17 protein-coding genes are annotated in these 15,591 nt (G+C 63.4%); 12 read left to right on the top strand and 5 right to left on the bottom strand.

The window, feature by feature from the left end; translation table 11 throughout:
- From NBV68_RS10450 to NBV68_RS10430, 5 genes are all read right to left on the bottom strand, one after another.
- Positions 1–798, bottom strand: a 798-nt coding sequence (locus NBV68_RS10450; RefSeq protein WP_296309592.1) for a glycoside hydrolase family 3 N-terminal domain-containing protein, incomplete at its 3' end; no start/stop codon positions are given.
- The gene (locus NBV68_RS10445) at positions 795–1,736 is read right to left on the bottom strand and encodes an alpha/beta hydrolase (protein WP_296309590.1); all 942 of its coding nucleotides are present in this window, start codon (positions 1,734–1,736) and stop codon (positions 795–797) included. The genes NBV68_RS10450 and NBV68_RS10445, both read right to left, overlap by 4 nt.
- A 118-nt stretch (positions 1,737–1,854) precedes the next feature.
- On the bottom strand, positions 1,855–4,707 hold the full coding sequence (locus NBV68_RS10440; protein WP_296309586.1) for a TonB-dependent receptor: 2,853 nt from the start codon (positions 4,705–4,707) through the stop codon (positions 1,855–1,857).
- Positions 4,708–5,045: 338 nt separating this feature from the next.
- Complete coding sequence (locus tag NBV68_RS10435) at positions 5,046–5,291, bottom strand: AlpA family phage regulatory protein (protein WP_296309585.1); 246 nt, start codon at positions 5,289–5,291, stop codon at positions 5,046–5,048.
- Positions 5,292–5,340: 49 nt separating this feature from the next.
- Positions 5,341–5,793 (bottom strand): helix-turn-helix transcriptional regulator, encoded by a 453-nt coding sequence (locus NBV68_RS10430; protein ID WP_296309582.1) that lies wholly within the window; start codon positions 5,791–5,793, stop codon positions 5,341–5,343.
- Between the two features lie 416 nt (positions 5,794–6,209).
- On the opposite strand from NBV68_RS10430, the gene NBV68_RS10425 reads away from it, so the two are divergent.
- The 12 genes from NBV68_RS10425 to traW form a co-directional block, all read left to right on the top strand.
- A complete protein-coding gene (locus NBV68_RS10425; RefSeq protein ID WP_296309597.1) occupies positions 6,210–6,485 on the top strand; it encodes a hypothetical protein in 276 nt (91 codons plus the stop codon).
- 29 nt (positions 6,486–6,514) lie between these two features.
- Complete coding sequence (traL, locus tag NBV68_RS10420; protein ID WP_088914971.1) at positions 6,515–6,802, top strand: type IV conjugative transfer system protein TraL; 288 nt, start codon at positions 6,515–6,517, stop codon at positions 6,800–6,802.
- 12 nt (positions 6,803–6,814) lie between these two features.
- Positions 6,815–7,387, top strand: coding sequence for a type IV conjugative transfer system protein TraE (locus NBV68_RS10415; protein WP_296309565.1), 573 nt, complete (start codon positions 6,815–6,817; stop codon positions 7,385–7,387).
- Positions 7,387–8,142 (top strand): type-F conjugative transfer system secretin TraK, encoded by a 756-nt coding sequence (locus NBV68_RS10410; protein WP_296309562.1) that lies wholly within the window; start codon positions 7,387–7,389, stop codon positions 8,140–8,142. Before NBV68_RS10415 ends, NBV68_RS10410 begins: the two co-directional genes overlap by 1 nt.
- Positions 8,139–9,476 carry a TrbI/VirB10 family protein gene (locus NBV68_RS10405; RefSeq protein ID WP_296309560.1) on the top strand — a complete coding sequence of 446 codons (1,338 nt, stop codon included), beginning with the start codon at positions 8,139–8,141 and terminating at the stop codon, positions 9,474–9,476. Before NBV68_RS10410 ends, NBV68_RS10405 begins: the two co-directional genes overlap by 4 nt.
- Positions 9,473–10,360, top strand: a complete 888-nt coding sequence (locus tag NBV68_RS10400) for a DsbC family protein (RefSeq protein WP_296309558.1) — start codon at positions 9,473–9,475, stop codon at positions 10,358–10,360. The genes NBV68_RS10405 and NBV68_RS10400 overlap by 4 nt, the downstream gene beginning before the upstream one ends.
- A gap of 4 nt (positions 10,361–10,364) precedes the next feature.
- Positions 10,365–11,147, top strand: a complete 783-nt coding sequence (locus NBV68_RS10395) for a conjugal transfer protein TraV (RefSeq protein ID WP_296309555.1) — start codon at positions 10,365–10,367, stop codon at positions 11,145–11,147.
- Positions 11,147–13,690, top strand: a complete 2,544-nt coding sequence (traC, locus tag NBV68_RS10390; RefSeq protein ID WP_296309552.1) for a type IV secretion system protein TraC — start codon at positions 11,147–11,149, stop codon at positions 13,688–13,690. Before NBV68_RS10395 ends, traC begins: the two co-directional genes overlap by 1 nt.
- Positions 13,691–13,853: 163 nt before the next feature.
- Positions 13,854–14,132 carry a hypothetical protein gene (locus NBV68_RS10385; protein ID WP_296309548.1) on the top strand — a complete coding sequence of 93 codons (279 nt, stop codon included), beginning with the start codon at positions 13,854–13,856 and terminating at the stop codon, positions 14,130–14,132.
- A 23-nt stretch (positions 14,133–14,155) separates the two neighbouring features.
- Positions 14,156–14,536, top strand: a complete 381-nt coding sequence (locus NBV68_RS10380; RefSeq protein WP_296309546.1) for a type-F conjugative transfer system protein TrbI — start codon at positions 14,156–14,158, stop codon at positions 14,534–14,536.
- On the top strand, positions 14,523–15,047 hold the full coding sequence (locus tag NBV68_RS10375; RefSeq protein WP_296309545.1) for a S26 family signal peptidase: 525 nt from the start codon (positions 14,523–14,525) through the stop codon (positions 15,045–15,047). Before NBV68_RS10380 ends, NBV68_RS10375 begins: the two co-directional genes overlap by 14 nt.
- A gap of 23 nt (positions 15,048–15,070) precedes the next feature.
- The coding region (gene traW, locus NBV68_RS10370; RefSeq protein WP_296309594.1) for a type-F conjugative transfer system protein TraW at positions 15,071–15,591 on the top strand (521 nt) is incomplete at its 3' end.

Here is a 15,591-nt window from a genome sequence, read left to right as displayed (position 1 = left end):
CGAGTTGGCATCCGACACGGTAAAGCCGCTGAAGCCCCACTCTTCCTTGAGAATTTCCGTGATGAGCCAGTGATTGCCCGTGGCAGGCACACCGTTGAGGGTCATGTAGGCGCACATGATATTGGCAGCGCCCGCATCAATCGCGGCTTTAAACGGCGGCAGATATACATTGCGCAGTTCGCTTTCAGACAGGTCGGCCTCGTCGTAGTCGCGCCCACCCAGCGCCGCTCCGTAGCCGGCAAGGTGCTTGGGGCCGGCCACCACCCGATTGGGAGCTGAGAGATCATCACCCTGGAAGCCCCGCACCTGCGCTTCGGCCATGACCTCGCCAAGATAAGGATCTTCCCCTGCACCCTCGATCATGCGCCCCCAGCGTGGATCGCGAGCCACATCGACCATGGGCGCAAAGGTCCAGTGCAACCCGGTCGCCCGTGCCTCGGCCGCGGCAACAGCCTGCCCTGCTTCCACGGTCGCCGGATCCCAAGAGGCCGCCATCGCGATCGGCAACGGGAAGATGGTGCGCAGGCCGTGGATCACGTCGAGAGCAAATATCAGCGGTATGCCGAGCCGGCTGTCCTCCACCGCAATCCGTTGCAGGCGGGCGATCTCGGCCGGATCGCGAACAAACAGGATTGCTCCCGCCCTTCCCGCTGCAATCTCGGCATCTACCGCTTCACTGCCGCGCTCGAACACGAAGAACTGGCTGAGCTGCCCGGCCTTTTCTGCCGGTGTCATGGCAGCAATCAGGCGCTCGATACGGTCGGCAAGAGCAGCGGACAGTTCCTGCGTCGCATTCATGGAACGGGCTCGACCTCCGGTGCCTTCAGAAAACCTTCCATGTCGAGCCAGGCGACGAATTGATCGAGCATGAGCTTCGATGTGGTGCCGGGCCTACCCGACCCGAAGCCGTGTCCGCCTTTGCCGTAGGCGTGGGTCTCAACCCTCTTCGTCGCAGCATGCCAGGCTTCGGCGATTGGAAAACCCATCATCGCGAACAGTTCGTCATTGTAGGCAATAGCGTTGAACATCGGCGGAGCATCGGCGGGCACGGTCACGGCATGCTGCGGGCCATAGATATAACCGAAGAAATTCGGCCCCTTGCCCGGCTCTGCTTCCAGCACGGCATTGAGTGAGGTCATCGCACCCGCCGAGAAGCCGATCATCCCGACGCGGTTTGGATCGACGTTCCACTCGCCAGCGCGTGCGCGCACCAAGTCGAGGGCAGCGAGGGCATCAGCCGTCGACTGAGGATAAAACAGTTGTGGTGGTTTGGTCGGATCGGTCATGGACGCTGCGATTGCCGCATTCATGAAGGCGTGCGATTCATTGACGTCAACAGGTGTCGGAATGATTCGATACTTGAGCACAAAGGCCGCGATCCCTCGGTCGGCAAGCGCCTTGGCTACGGCCCAACCTTCCGGTTCGATAGCCAGAAGATGAAACCCTCCTCCCGGCGCTACGATCACGGCTGCCCCTGTCGCCTTTGCCGGATCAGGGAGGAACGGCGTCAAGGTCGGACGGGTGACATTGCGGACCACCTTACCGTGGCCGATGTATTCCATCCAGGTCTCGCCCTCGGATGAAAGCCCATCAGGACCATTTTGCAAGGGGATCGCAAGCGGTTGATCTGGTGCCGTTGTCATCTCGATTTCGGGCAACGGCATCTGCGCGGCGGCGAGACTGCAACTTAGAAGCGCGACAAGCCCAGCCAATGCGTGGCCCAACCGAATGATCATGCGACGTCTCCCAACAATACAAGATTACAGGATTGCACATGCCGCCAGCGTCCTGAAGGGACAAAGCGGACCGCCGTGAGGCAGCCCGCCTTGTCTTGCAAGCAGGCGACTGGCTGCTTCAGAACCTCAGGCGTACGCCCGCAGTAAAGTACCGGCCGATAATGTCATCGCCCGACACGGCCGGGAACGAAAAGGCCGGCGTGCCCGAGGTCCCTGCAGTCAGATAAACCGGAGGATCTTGATCGAAGACGTTCTGCACGGACAGGAAAAATGCCTTGTCCTTGTCCTCACCCGCGAAGAACGTAAACGTCAAATCGGTGTAGGCAACCGACGCCACATCCGGGTCGGCGAAGACAAGCGAGCGCGTGGCATCACGCACCAGCGACGAGCGCCAGCGCTCTTGCAAGTCGATTGAGAAGTCCGGGGTGCTATAGCTGACAAAGCCTGTCAGGCGCACCTTCGGCACGCCACCGGTCGACTGTGTTGCGGCCGCACCCGCTCCGATCTGCGGCTCCACACCCGGAGCGAGGATCGTGGTTAATTCAGGCTGGTAACCGACAAGGCCGCGCAGCGAGATCTTGCCATTGCTACCAACGTCGAACGTGTAGTTGACTTCGCCATCGATCCCCCACGTTGTGATGGACGAGGCATTGAGCGTGGCGATCCGCACCAGCGTCGGGAAGTTCGCTGGGGTGGTGTTCGAGAACGGCAAAGGACGCTCGTAGAGATCGCAGAAGGCGTTGGTGCCGCCACTGGCATTACAGGCGGCCTGAATCGAAGCCTGACGACCATCGATCTGCGAAATCGCGTTGCCCAGCTCGATCCGGTAGTAGTCAACTGCTACGCTGAACCCGGGGACCGAGCTCGGCCGGAACACCGCCCCAAAGGTTAGCGTGTCGGCTTCCTCAGGAACAAGATCGGCGTTGCCCCCGGTTTCGGTCGTCACGATCCCGCTGGGGCCTGAACTGTTGGTCAAGAGATCGAAGTAACCGCTCGCCCCACCCGTTGCGGGCTGGAAGCGTTCGAACAGACTAGGCGCACGGATGTCCCGCGAGATCGTCGCGCGCAAACGGAGGCTGTCAGTGATGTCCCAGTCCCCGCCGAACTTCCAGGTCGTCACGCCGCCGCTCGTCGAATAATCGGTATAGCGCGCTGCACCGGTCAGATTAATCGATCCCACCGCGCTGTCGGCGAGAAGCGGGAAGTTCACTTCGATCGCCGCCTCCTTCACTGTCTCGCTGACATTGATCGGCGTGATCAGAGTGTCGCGGAACACCGGGGTTGCGCCGGGAGTGCAGCCGAACCGGATACCGGTGCAATCTGCAAAGACGTCAGAAGGCGTGTTGCTGGAATAATCGAGGTTCAAGCGGCGATATTCACCGCTGATGGCGAATTTGACCGGCCCGGCCCAGTTTTCAAAGGCTGTACCGCCAAAGCTGGCCGAAACAGCGTCCATCTTGAAGTTGGGCACACTGAAGTTGTCGCCGGTTACGTAATCGAGCGCAGCGTCCTGGCTGGCAGGCGATGCACCAAACCCGTTGAGCGGGACGCAGCCCGGATAGACGTTTGGATTGGTCAAGGTGACGCGGCAAACGATGTTCCCGTTAGCCGCACCGCCATTGAATGCACCTTGATCGACAGCGTCGAGCGATGCGAACAGGTTGCCCAGCAGAACATTGTTCACTTGCGTGTTCACCGCCTTGCTTTCGCTATGCTGGTAGTGAACCGTCCAGTCGAAATCGCCGATAGCCCCGGTCAGCCCTGCGGCGGCTGACCAGTTGGTGGTCTCGTTGCGCACACCAAGGGCATGCTCGGGGTCATCGAAAACCCGTGAGTAGAGGAACACGGGACCGAACGGACCACCTGACAATTCTGCCTGCGCAGCGGGGGACAGGAATGCGTTGTCAGCTCCGACGATCGTCGGGAAGATGAGATTGGGGTAGAAGGTGTTGAAGGTTTTCGACTGGGCGTACGTGCCCTGAACGTAGAAGTTGATCGACTCAGTCAGATCATAGCTCGCACGCGCAAACGCTTGATCGGTCTCAAGATCCGCCGTCGCCGACGAACCGATGCCGTAGAAGCCATCGCCGCCGCTCGCCAGCGCGCCGCCTTGCGAGATGCCAGGGGTGGCATTGCCCAGCACGCCCGGAGCAACGAACACGCGCCCGGTGAAAAGGTTGGCACCTTGGAACGGAATTGCCGAGTTGCGGGCATTGGTAATCAGGCGGAACGGATCGGCGGTCGTGCCAGATCCGGCAACCGCATAGATGTCCGCACCAGTGGGACGGTCTTCCTTGTCATCGATCCCGTCTTGCTGGAAGTGCTCGTAGCTGGCGATGAAATGCCCGCGCCCGTCGGCAAAGGATGTGCCGAACGCGCCGGCCGCGCGCCATGAGAAAGCATCGCCACGGCCCGAGATTCCGCTCTGGCCTTCGAGCTTGAGCCCTTCGAACTTCTTGTCGAGCACGAAGTTGACCACGCCCGAAACCGCGTCAGAACCATAGACCGCCGACGCGCCCCCGGTCACAACCTCAACCCGCTGCACAAGGATCTGCGGCAAGGAGTTGGTATCGACTGCGCCGGTCAGGCTCGACGGCGCAACGCGCTGACCATCGAGCAGCACGAGATTGCGGTTGATCCCGAAACCGCGCAAGTTGAGGAAGTTGCCGGTAAAATTGTCCGAGGGATTATTGAGGTTCGCCGTGCCGCGCGAGAGCGCAAAGATCGGCAGCTTGTTGAGGCCATCGGGAATATTGGTCGGGGTGGTCTTCAGCAGCAGCTCTGTGCTGGCGACTGTAACCGGGGTCGGCTGATTGTCGCCATTCGAAGTGATGCGCGACCCTGTGACGACGATCTGATCGGTTGAGACTGAGCTTTGATCTGCGGGGGCTGCCTCAGCCGCCTCATCCTGCGCGAACGCGGGCTGCGCAATCGTCAGAGCGCAGAGGCTGGCCGACAGCAAGAGCTTCATATGACGCATTTTATCTTCTCCCTGTATCCCCGTGCGGCATTCGAGGCCGCAGCATTAGCCTTTTGCATAGTGTGAAACCAATTTCACAGCAAGCAATTTTATCGGTGTATGATGGGGTGCATATATGAATGCCGAGGAATCTCTTTTCTGTCTGTCGGCGAGGCTCCAAGCTATCATCATGTCGGCGATGAAGCTGGCTGCGGCCTTGGACTACCTCAGTCAACGGGCCCAAAGCACAATCGCCTGGGGCGGGAGAATTCCAGCCTGCGTTGCCGTGCCGAGCCAGGTCTTGGCAGCAGCAAGCCGCCAGCTTTCAAGGAAAGTGCATGGCCCCCTTCTCAACCTTGAGCTATTGCCTCGATCCAGGCGTTGATCTCGGCTTCCACCCAGACCGAACATTTAGGTCCCAGCGAGCGGCACTTGGGAAAACGCCCTTCGCTCATGCGCTGATAGATCGCTGAACGGCGAAGGCCGACCCGGTCCATGACTTCAGGCAGGCGCAGGAGACGCGGCGTCGAGACGCTCGCAGTCTCGATCAGGGCTGAGCTACTACTCTGCCCGGACAGATGGTGCTTTGCGGTCATTAATGATCCTGTCGACTTATCGGTTCGGTCCCCTCCGAGTTGCGCCGCTTCAGCGCGTCAGCGACATAGCGATGTCGCGATTAGCGAGGTCATCGATATGCCTGGAGAGCAGCTTGGCCACGAGCTGCGAGGTGCCGCTAGCCCAGCGAGGCCTCAGGTCATCGACCCGGCGCCCGAGAGTGCGATCAAGTTGCCCTGGCAAGCTGGTGATGAATTCATCGAGGAACGCCCCCATTTCGCGATGCATCCATTCGCAAGCCAGCGCCTCCTCCCCGGCCAAGGTCAGCACAATAGCGGCATGGGGCGAAACACCACAGACCTCGAGCAGGCGGACAGCGCGGTCGATACTGATGGCGCGCTCACCGCGCATGACCTTCAGCATGGTTTCGCGGTGGATCCCGGCCTCATTGGCAATCTGGTGCTTCGGCTTGTCGGCGGTTTCGATGGCGTGCGTGATGACGCGCGCAAGGCTGGCATTCGTATCGAGGGCAGACTGATGCATGACGACGACTCCTGTCATTGAGCATGTGAGTCGAAGGCATATCGCGCATCCCGCACATAAGAAAGAAATTAGAACATATAACGAACATCTCGTTTCTAGGATGATCCATCATAGGCCATGATTCGTCGGAGAACGTCGACAGCCCGGACGATGTGCATCGACCATCAGCGACACCATATCCACTGATCCTGTTGGAAAATCTGCCAAGACTCAAGTCTGACAGTCCGCATACGTCCGCCGCAACGCACGCTGAGCGCTCCAGACTTCCTAGACGCATTTCCTAGATGCATAGAGAACACACAGCGAACGCAAGAACGCTGCTTCACCCTCCCAGACGGAGTTCTCTTATGCAGTCCCTTACCCTCCCCGCGCGCGCCGCTGTGTCCCCTCAGCGCGCCTCCAAGATTGACCGGGTGATGACCTTCGCCATCCCGGTGCTCATTGCCAGCCTCGCGGCAGGCGCAGCCTATGCCGGCGCTGACACGACCTTCGACCCGGCTCTCACCCAGTTCACCAACTTCCTCGAAGGCTCGGGCGGCAAGATCATCACCGTCCTCAGCCTTGCAGGCGGTCTCATCGGCCTTGCCTCGGGCCGCTTTTCGCTCGGGCAGGTCGCTGTGCCGGTCGGTGTCGGCATCGGGGTCGGCACGGGCGTTCCGATCGTCACTTCGGTCGTGACCGCGGTCATCTGACGCATCGGGCACGGGAAGGCAGCATCGCCATGAAGGATCCCTATATCATCCCGCGCAGGCTCGACGATCCGGAGCTCATCGGCTTCTGGACCATCGACGAGTTTGCCGGGATGATCATCCCCTTCACCTGGGGCATTCTCAGCCAGCACATCTTTATCGGCATCATTGTTGCGTTCGGCGCCTGGTTCGCGCTGCGAAAGGCAAAAGCAGGACGCGCCAGCTCCTGGGTAGCCCATGCCGCATATTGGTATCTGCCGGCCGGAATTCTCGGGCTCAAAGCGACGCCGCCTTCCCACTGCCGCCTGCTTGCCGGTTGAGGGGAGATATCCATGTTTGCCGACATTTCACATGAGCGACAGCAGACGCTGCTGCGCCAACGCAACCTGTTTGCGCTGACGAGCGCCGGCCTGGGCGTTGCGCTGGTGATCACTGCTGGCCTCGCCGCCACACGGGACCGCGAGGTCGTTCTGCTCCCGACCCTGCCAAGCGCGCTGACCGTCAGCAGCGCTGGGGTCGAGGCGGACTATCTCGAGCTCGTCACCCGCGACACCGCGCTCGTGCTGCTCAATCGCAGCCCCGAGGGCCTCGACTACTGGATGGCCGAGATCCTCAAGCTCGCGGACCCTGCAAGCCACGGTCAGCTGAAGGCCGATCTTGTCCGGATCGTTGCCGAACAGCGCGGGTCCGATGTCACCCAGGCTTTCGTGATCCGCTCGATGACGGTGGATCCCAAGGCGCTCACCTCGGAGGTGACCGGCACGCTCAAGACCTTTGTCGGCGCGCAGGTCATTGCCAGCGATGATCGCCGGTTCCGCTTCCACTGGACCTATCGCGGCCTGCGCCTCGCGCTCGCCGGGTTTGCCCAGGTTCCCACCGACAAACAGATGAAGGAGGCCAAGTGATGGCTTGCCAATCCCTACGCCGCAGGTACCGCGCCGCGCTCTGCTCGGCCATGCTGCTCGCTTTGGGCGCCACCAGCGCACAGGCCGCAGACCAGTTCCGGCAGGCCGCCGACGGCTCGAGCATAGAATGCGCGGTCTCGGCGCGCGAGCTCACCCGCTTTGCGCTGATCGACGATCAGTTTGCCAGCGTCTCCAAGATCTCGAGCGGGACGCCTTACAATGATTTCGCGGTGACCAACGAGCCGCTGCGCGGCGACATCTATGTCTCGGTCCCGGAGACCTTTGCTGCCCGTAGCATCAGCTTCTTTGCCACGACCCGCAAGGGCTATGTCTACAAGCTTGCCTGCAAGATCGAGCCGATCCCGGCGGTGCAGGTCTTCATTGCCAACCCGGCGATCGCTGAAGGCAAGGCGGCGGACTGGGAGCGCGAGACCCCGCTCTCGACGAGCGCGGTGCGCCTCATTCAGGCAATGGCCAATGACCGGACGGTCGAAGGCTTCGAGGTCCGCCAGTCCGCCAATCCGCCTGCGCGCGTGGGCGATCTCGAGGTCCAGCTGATCGCCGATTACCGCGGCGCAAGCCTCGCGGGAAAGGTCATCCGCATCGCCAATCGCGGCGCCGCACAGGTGACGCTGGCCGAGCGCGACATTGCCCCTGCCGACACGCTGGCGGTGACGATCGTCAATCCTGTGCTGGGTCCGGGCAGCAGCACCACGGCCTTCATCGTCGGGACGAACGGAGGGTCCGAACAATGAGCGATACGTCACCCGCACCTGCCTCGCATGACGTGCACTCGGAACACCCTGCCCCTTCGCCGGTCGCCGAGCTTAACGCCCGGACCGCGCGTCGCCAGAAGGCGCTCATGGGCGCAATCGGTGCTCTCGTCCTCGTGGGCGGCAGCTGGTTCATTCTTGGCGGCGACGACAAGCCCGCCGGCAGTGATCCGGATGCTGCGCAGACCATCGATACGGCCGGCATCGTCAACCGCGACCTCGCCAACCGCGAGTTCGTCGCGACCTACAGCAACCGCATCGATGCAGTGACCCGCGAGCAGAAGGCGCTGCGCGATGCTAGCGTGCCGCGCGGGGAGATCGAAGAGCAGTTGGCAGCGCTCAAGGCCGAGAACCAGGCGATGCGCACCGACGGGCAGGCGGCAATCGATGCAATCTCGGCGGAGAATGCCGAGCTCAGAACGCGGCTCGCCAGCCAGCCACCCGCCCCGTCCCCCTCTGCCCCGCCGCCGGCCTATGGCCCGCAAGCGGGCAGCTACGACGCCCGCGGCACCGCAGCGGCGACCACCCGTTCGGCCAGTGCAACGAGCGAGAACGCCGGCCCCGCCTTTGCGCCCGGCGAGGTCAAGCTGATGAGCTTTGCCTCGGAGAAAGCGGGCCCCGCTGGGCCGCGCACGGCGCGCCCTGAAACGCCGCCCGTGGTGGTCGAGGACTCACCCGATTATCTGCCGCCCAACTCCTATGCGCCAGCACGCGTCATAGTAGGCGTCGATGCATCGGCGGGGGTCTCGAGCCAGACCGATCCGCTTCCCGTCGTGCTGCGGATCACCGGCCCGGCGCGTTCGGTGATGCAGAATGGCAAGGTTCTGACGACGCGGATCGAAGGCTGCATCGTCAATGGCGCCGCGCGCGGCGATCTCTCATCCGAGAAAGTCTATGTGAAGCTTGCCCGCATGACCTGCGACCAGCCCGGTGGCCGTGTTGCGGTAAGCGAAGTCAAAGGCTTCATCAGCTTTGCCGGCAAGTCCGGGGTGCGTGGGCGCGTTGTCAGCCGTGAAGGCAATCTGGTCAGCCAGGCGCTGCTCGCCGGCATCGTCGGCGGCTTCGGACGCGGGTTCTCGGCCAACGCCAACGGGATGTTTGCCGGCCAGGTTGGCACCGGCCAGCAACGCCAACAGCTCTCGGCCACGGACATTCTGTCGGGAGGCCTCGGCCAGGGTGCGGGCGAAGCTGCCGATACGGTCAGCCGCTACCTCATTGAACGCGCCGAACAATACCAACCCGTCGTCGAGATGCCGACCGGCATCGCAGTCGAGATCGTGTTTCTCGACGGCGTCTTCGTGAGGAATTCCCAATGAGCAACGATACAAACCCTCTCCCCCACAAACGGCGCATGGGCTGGATCAAGCCTGCTGCCGCAATTGCCGGGGTGATCGCCCTCTCGGCTGCCACAGGCTGGGCTGTCGCCAGCCTCGCCTCGCCTATCAAGACACCCGATACGGATACCGTGCGGGCCGCCCTTAAGCTGCGCCTCCCCAAGACCCCGATCGACCGGATCGCCTGCGAGGGTCTCGGCGGCCTGTGCGAAGTCGCCTCCAAATCGACGCTGTTCTACGTCGACCGGGCGGCGCGCTATCTCGTGATCGGCCGGGTCTATGACATGGAAGCGCGTCAGGATCTGACGGCGGCCCGGCTGCTTGAACTGAACCCTGACCTTCTGACGGCGGGCGCGCCCCGCGCTGCAGCAGCAGAGAAAGCCCCTCAGACCGCGGCGCGCACGGCCCCTAGGAAAGTATCGCTCGCGGGTCTTCCGGCCAATGGCGCGGTCACCTGGGGCCCTGTGAACGGGCCGAAGGTCGTGGTCTTTTCCGATTTTCACTGCGGCTACTGCAAGAAGCTCGAAGAGGAGCTGAAAGCGATCGGCGCGCGGGTCGAGGAACGGCCGATCTCGATCTTCGGTGCCGAAAGCCGCCGCGACGCCGAGCGGGTGCTGTGCGCGCCGCGTCCCGAACTCTCGCTCCGGCTCGCCTATTCGGGCGGCGCGCTCGTCAATCCCAAGCGCTGCGACACCAGCGGTCTCCATGCCAACGAGGCCTTCGCCAAGGCCAATGGCTTTACCGGCACGCCCGTTCTCGTGCGCCCTTCCGATGGCGCCGTTCTCGAGGGCTACCGCCCGGCGGCCGTGCTCCGCGAGTTCCTGCGTCCTACCGCTCCGGCGCTCACCCCCAAGACAAAAGGATAGACCCATGCGGCTCCCCTTCCGTTTCCTCGCCTGTGCTGGCCTTGCCGTGATGGCGAGCGCCTGCGCGACCTTTGGCACCAATGTCGAAGGATCGTTCCAGTGCCGGGCGCCCAAAGGCGACTGCGCACCCTCGCATGTTCTCGATGCTCGCGCGACCAGCGACATGGCGACTGAGAAGAATACGCAGCTCGCCATGCGTCCAGCCATTGCTGTCGCGGCAGGAGATCAGGCGCGCACATCCGAGCGCACGCTGAAGATTGTGTTCCCGGCGCGGGTCGATGAGGCGGGAACGCTGCACGACGAGGCCGTTGCCTGGGCCGTCATCGAGAATCCGCGCTGGGCAGCGGAACTGCGCCGCAAGCCCGGCGAAGAGTCCGCGCCGCCGCTGATGCGACAGCTGAAACGGCAGCTGAAGGCGGTGCAGGCCACGGCGCAAACCGGTGCGCAGGCAGACACCATGCTCGCGGCTGACGGCATCGAAGAAGACGCCTCCGCCCAGTCAGACCAGAGCACTCCTGACGCCGAATTTCCCATCCAGCACGACAATTACTCTGACCTTTTCCCGTTGGTCTCGCCGCCGGTATCCCCCTCCCCGGCGAACGAGACTGCGACCGGTGCCGATGCACCGGTGGCCGGGGGGCTCCATGCGACCGCGTCCCCGCATGACCCAGCCCCCCGGCTTTCCAACACCCGCGCGCCGCTCACCTTCCCGAGCATCGAGGCGATCGAGGCAGCCAAACGCGATGCAGCCGCCAGCAAGGCACAGCCCGAAAAGGAGCAAAACTGATGGCCCAGCGCCTCAACATGATCGTGGACCGGGTCCTTGCAGGGCTTCTGGGCGATGCCGAACATTCCGAACCGGCGCGCCCGAGCCTGATGATCGATCAACTGTCGGACTGGCTGCCATACCGCGTCTATGATCCGTCAAACCGGCTCTACCTCAACGCACGCTCCAAGGGCTTTGTTCTGTCGGTGACGCCGCTCATCGGCGCCGACGAGCGAACCGGCGAGATACTCGGGCAGTTCTTCTCCGAAGGGCTTCCGCCGGGCGCGTGCCTGCAGGTCCTCCACCTCGCATCGCCTCGCATCAGCCGGATCATCGCGCCATGGTTTGCGCCGCGCTATCTTCAGGGCGGGGTCTATGAGGCGATTGCGCGCCACCGAGCCAGGCGGCTTTATGGCTTGGTGTGGCAATCAGGCTCGGCCGATGCGCCGTTCCATGCCCGTCACCACCAGGTGATCGTCTCGGTCGGCGTCCCCGCTTCGAAGGCGGTAAGCAATGAGGAGCTGCGGCAGACCCGTGACAGCCTCATTGCCATGCTCAAGTCCCTGAACCTCGGCGTCGTCGAGGTCGGGCCCGAAGCTCTCATCGCCATCATCGATGACCTTACCTCCCCCACCACCGCACCGCAGGAAGATGCGGTTCCCTATAATCCGAACGACGCGATCGCGGCTCAAGCAATCCGGCACGACATCGAACTGATCGTGCAGGAAGACCGGATGCGGCTTGCAACCGAGCGCTTCCGGCCGACGGGCAAGCTCCACGACGGCGTGCCGGAAATCGGCACGATCTATCCCGACGCCTTCGATGTCCGTCACTTCGGTGTGCGCAACACGCCGTCGCGTCGGGCCCCGTGGGAATGTGCACGGCTGATCGGCGATCTCTTCACCGACAAGCTACGCTTTCCGTGCCCGGCGGCAACGATGCTGTGCCTCGTCTACCCCGATCAGGAGGCTGCGGCCGCCAAGGCAGGGTTCAAATTCATGCGCACGACGAGCCTTTCCGAGACGCGCAGCGCGCGCTTCCTGCCGCGGATTGGCGAACAGGCCGCAGAATGGCAGCACGTGCAGGCCGAGTTGCAGGAAGGCCGCCGCCTCGTGCGAGTGTTCTATGGCCTCACGACCTTCTCGCCGCTCGGGCGCGGCGATGCCGACGAGCGCGCGATCAAGTCGATCTACAAGGCGGCAGGCTGGGATCTTGCCGACGAGCGCTTCCTGCAAATCCAGGGCCTGCTGGCTGCCATGCCGATGACGCTCGCGGACGGGTTGGCGGCCGACATGGAGCGCCTCAAGCGCTTCAGGACGGTCCTTTCGACCACCGCCGCCAACATGGCGCCGATGCAGGGCGAATATCTCGGCAGCGCGCATCCGCATCTCCTTTTCATTGGCAGGCGCGGTCAGCCCTTCTTCTGGTCCCCGTTCGAGAATGAGGCGGGCAATCACAATGTCGCGATCTGCGGCAAGTCGGGATCGGGTAAATCGGTGCTGCTCCAGGAAATGTGCGCCGCGCTGCGCGGTGCGGGCGCGCAGGTGGTCGTAATCGACGACGGGCGCAGCTTCGAGCACTCGGTCAAGCTCCAGGGCGGCCGCTTCGTCGAATTCACGATGAAGGCAGGCTTTTGCCTCAATCCCTTCTCGATGATCGACGCCGCCCGCGCCGCCGAGGACGAAGATTACCGGCTCGACTGCTTTGGCATGGTCAAGGCGATCATCGGCCAGATGGCGCGGCACTCGGCCAAGCTTACCGATATCGAGCGCGGGCTCATCGACCGCGCGGTCAACACGGTGTGGAACGAGGCCGGCAGCGCCGCCACCGTCACCAGTGTCGGCCAAGCCCTTGCCAGTGTCGGCCATGAGATCGCGAGCGATCTTGCGACCTCGCTTGCTCCCTACATGGCCGGCGGGACCTATGGCGCCTTCTTCGAAGGCGAGGCGAGCCTCGCGCTCGACAGCGACTTCACGGTCTTCGAGATGTCCGACCTCTCGGCGCGGGAGGAACTGCGTGCCGTTGTGCTTTCGGCGATCATGTTCATGACCAGTCAGGCGATGACCCGCACCCCGCGTCAGGTGCGCAAGCTGCTGCTGATCGATGAGGCCTGGTCGATGCTGAAGGGCGGGTCGATGGGCGAGTTCGTCGAGACCTATGCCCGCACCTGCCGCAAATATGGCGGCGCGCTGGCGACCGCGACGCAGTCATTGAACGACTATTACAAGTCCGACGGGGCCACGGCCGCGCTCGAGAACAGCGACTGGATGCTGATCCTCCAGCAGAAACCCGAGACCATTGCCGACTTCAAGGCCTCCAAGCGCCTCGACATGGATGACCGGACCGAGACGCTGATCCGCAGCCTGAAGCGCTCGGGCAACGACTATTCCGAGGTGTTCATCAAAGGGCCGGAGGTGGAAGCGATCGGGCGGCTCGTGCTCGATGAGTACTCGGCGACCTTGTTCTCGAGCTCGCCTGAAACCTTCGCCGCCATCGATGCCGAAGTCGCGCGCGGCCATCAACTGGCCGATGCGATCGAGCAGATCGCCTTCGGCCAACGCTGAACGATAGCCGCCACAACATCACAAGGGACCCAGTACAGTCATGGAACTCCATCTCGTCGACCCGGCGCATCAAGCACCGGCACTCCCTCAGCCAAACAAAGCATCGCTGACATCCGCCTCCAAAAGAGCTTGGCAGCGGCGAGCCAGCGACCTCTGCTTCATCGTGCTGAAGGCAAGCGGCTTTATCGCCTCGAGCTATCTCATGGCTCTGGGCGCGCCGCTGCTGTTCTTCCTTGCCCTGTCGGGCGGGGACGCAAGTCTGCTGTTTGCGCAGCTCGCCAACATGGCCGAGCGTTTTCTGGCGGCCGATCATGCCCGGCAGGTCGCATTCCTTGGCGAGGTCAAGGTCGTGCTGATCGGGCTGGCCACGGTCCTGATCGCCTGGCGCCTGCCGCGCTTCCTGCGGGATCTGGGCCGCGAACTCTCGGGAGAAAAGCCGTGAAGAACATATTGGCAACAAAAGGTATGCGCGGCAGGCTGCCCGCAATCAACCCGACTGCTTTCGTGCTCGGGGTGAGCATGATCGGCTCGACCCTCTGGGGCGTCTGGGCAACGGACGCGTTGCTTACGCTGCAGAAGCGCGAAGTGGTGACGGTTCAGCTGAGCCGCATCATGGGCGACTTCATCGAGGCCGAGGCACGCGCCGGTCGGCCGCCCGACGAGACGAAGCAAAACGTCGAGCTCTATCTGAAGGCGGTCGAAGCTTCGGTCGAGGCGCTGGGCCGAGATGGCCGCACCGTGCTGGTCGCCGAGGCCGTGGTGTCGGGCAGTGCGCCCGACCTTACCGAAAGTGTCCGCGCCGATGTGGCGCGGCGGGTGGCAGGCGTTCGCCATGCGCAGCCCTGAGATCCTCACCCGTTCGGCCACCGCGCGCCGCCTTGTGCTGCTCGCTGGCCTTGGCGCAGGCGCGCTCGTGCTCACAGCGCTCGGTGCCTTTGCCAAGGGCCATGCGCTGATGATCAATGCGAGCCCGAGCCTCCCCTATTGGGCCGTATGGACCACAAAGGGCGCGGTCCCGCAGCGCGGCGACATCATCCTGTTCGTCCCGCCGCCCTCCCCGCTGCTTGCAGCGCATTTCGGCAAGGAGCCGAAGCCCTTCGGCAAGGTGGTGAGCGGCGTGCCCGGCGATGCTGTGACCCGCAAGGATCGCGCCTTCTTCGTCAACGGACGCCTTGTGGCGACGGCCAAACCCGTGAGCCGCCGCGGCGAGGAGTTGGCGCTCGGGCCAACCGGAACAGTGCCGAAGGGCTGCTATTTTGTCACAACCCCGCACAAGGACAGCTTCGACAGCCGCTATGCGGCGATCGGATGGGTCTGCAAATCACGCATCCTCGGGGTCGGGAGGCCGATCCTGTGAAAGCGCTCCTCTGCTCCGCAGCAATGTGCCTTGCCTGCAGCGCGCCTGCTGCCGCGCGCGACTTTGGCCAGCACGGGACGCTCTGGCCCGTCATTGAGCCCGATCTCCTTACGCAGATCGAAGCGCGGCTGACCCAGCTCGAAAAGAGCGGCGAGACCGCGCGGCTCAACGAGCAACTGAAGCAGCGCACGATTGCGCGGGTCAATCGCCCAGAGCCGGTCGCGGGCATCACGAACGCCGTGATCGCCCGGAGCTGGGACTTCGATCCGACGATCAGCGCGGACCGGGACATCGCTGACGAGAAGGGCCGCATCATCATTGCGGCCGGCACGCGGGTCAATCCACTCGACACGGTGCGCCTGCGCAGCTCCCTGGTGTTTCTCGATGGCGACGACCCGGCGCAAATCGCATGGGCGAGCCAGCGCTATGGCAGGACCCCGGCCAAGTTCATTCTGGTGCGCGGCGCGCCGCTCGTACTGATGAAAGCCCGTCAGCGCCGCTTCTTTTTCGACCAGGGCGGGACCCTCGTGAAGCACTTCGGCAT

Source organism: Erythrobacter sp. (genome assembly GCF_023653175.1).
GTDB lineage: Bacteria > Pseudomonadota > Alphaproteobacteria > Sphingomonadales > Sphingomonadaceae > Erythrobacter.
Note: the sequence above shows the minus strand (reverse complement) of the source record. Positions and strands in the feature narration are given on the sequence as shown.

Bases quoted from the DNA above. Each gene is read 5' to 3' on its own strand.
- NBV68_RS10445 (WP_296309590.1), bottom strand. From the start codon at position 1,736: ATGATCATTCGGTTGGGCCACGCATTGGCTGGGCTTGTCGCGCTTCTA.
- NBV68_RS10440 (WP_296309586.1), bottom strand. From the start codon at position 4,707: ATGAAGCTCTTGCTGTCGGCCAGCCTCTGCGCTCTGACGATTGCGCAG.
- NBV68_RS10435 (WP_296309585.1), bottom strand. From the start codon at position 5,291: ATGACCGCAAAGCACCATCTGTCCGGGCAGAGTAGTAGCTCAGCCCTG.
- NBV68_RS10430 (WP_296309582.1), bottom strand. From the start codon at position 5,793: ATGCATCAGTCTGCCCTCGATACGAATGCCAGCCTTGCGCGCGTCATC.
- NBV68_RS10425 (WP_296309597.1), top strand. From the start codon at position 6,210: ATGACCTTCGCCATCCCGGTGCTCATTGCCAGCCTCGCGGCAGGCGCA.
- traL (WP_088914971.1), top strand. From the start codon at position 6,515: ATGAAGGATCCCTATATCATCCCGCGCAGGCTCGACGATCCGGAGCTC.
- NBV68_RS10415 (WP_296309565.1), top strand. From the start codon at position 6,815: ATGTTTGCCGACATTTCACATGAGCGACAGCAGACGCTGCTGCGCCAA.
- NBV68_RS10410 (WP_296309562.1), top strand. From the start codon at position 7,387: ATGGCTTGCCAATCCCTACGCCGCAGGTACCGCGCCGCGCTCTGCTCG.
- NBV68_RS10405 (WP_296309560.1), top strand. From the start codon at position 8,139: ATGAGCGATACGTCACCCGCACCTGCCTCGCATGACGTGCACTCGGAA.
- NBV68_RS10400 (WP_296309558.1), top strand. From the start codon at position 9,473: ATGAGCAACGATACAAACCCTCTCCCCCACAAACGGCGCATGGGCTGG.
- NBV68_RS10395 (WP_296309555.1), top strand. From the start codon at position 10,365: ATGCGGCTCCCCTTCCGTTTCCTCGCCTGTGCTGGCCTTGCCGTGATG.
- traC (WP_296309552.1), top strand. From the start codon at position 11,147: ATGGCCCAGCGCCTCAACATGATCGTGGACCGGGTCCTTGCAGGGCTT.
- NBV68_RS10380 (WP_296309546.1), top strand. From the start codon at position 14,156: ATGCGCGGCAGGCTGCCCGCAATCAACCCGACTGCTTTCGTGCTCGGG.
- NBV68_RS10375 (WP_296309545.1), top strand. From the start codon at position 14,523: ATGCGCAGCCCTGAGATCCTCACCCGTTCGGCCACCGCGCGCCGCCTT.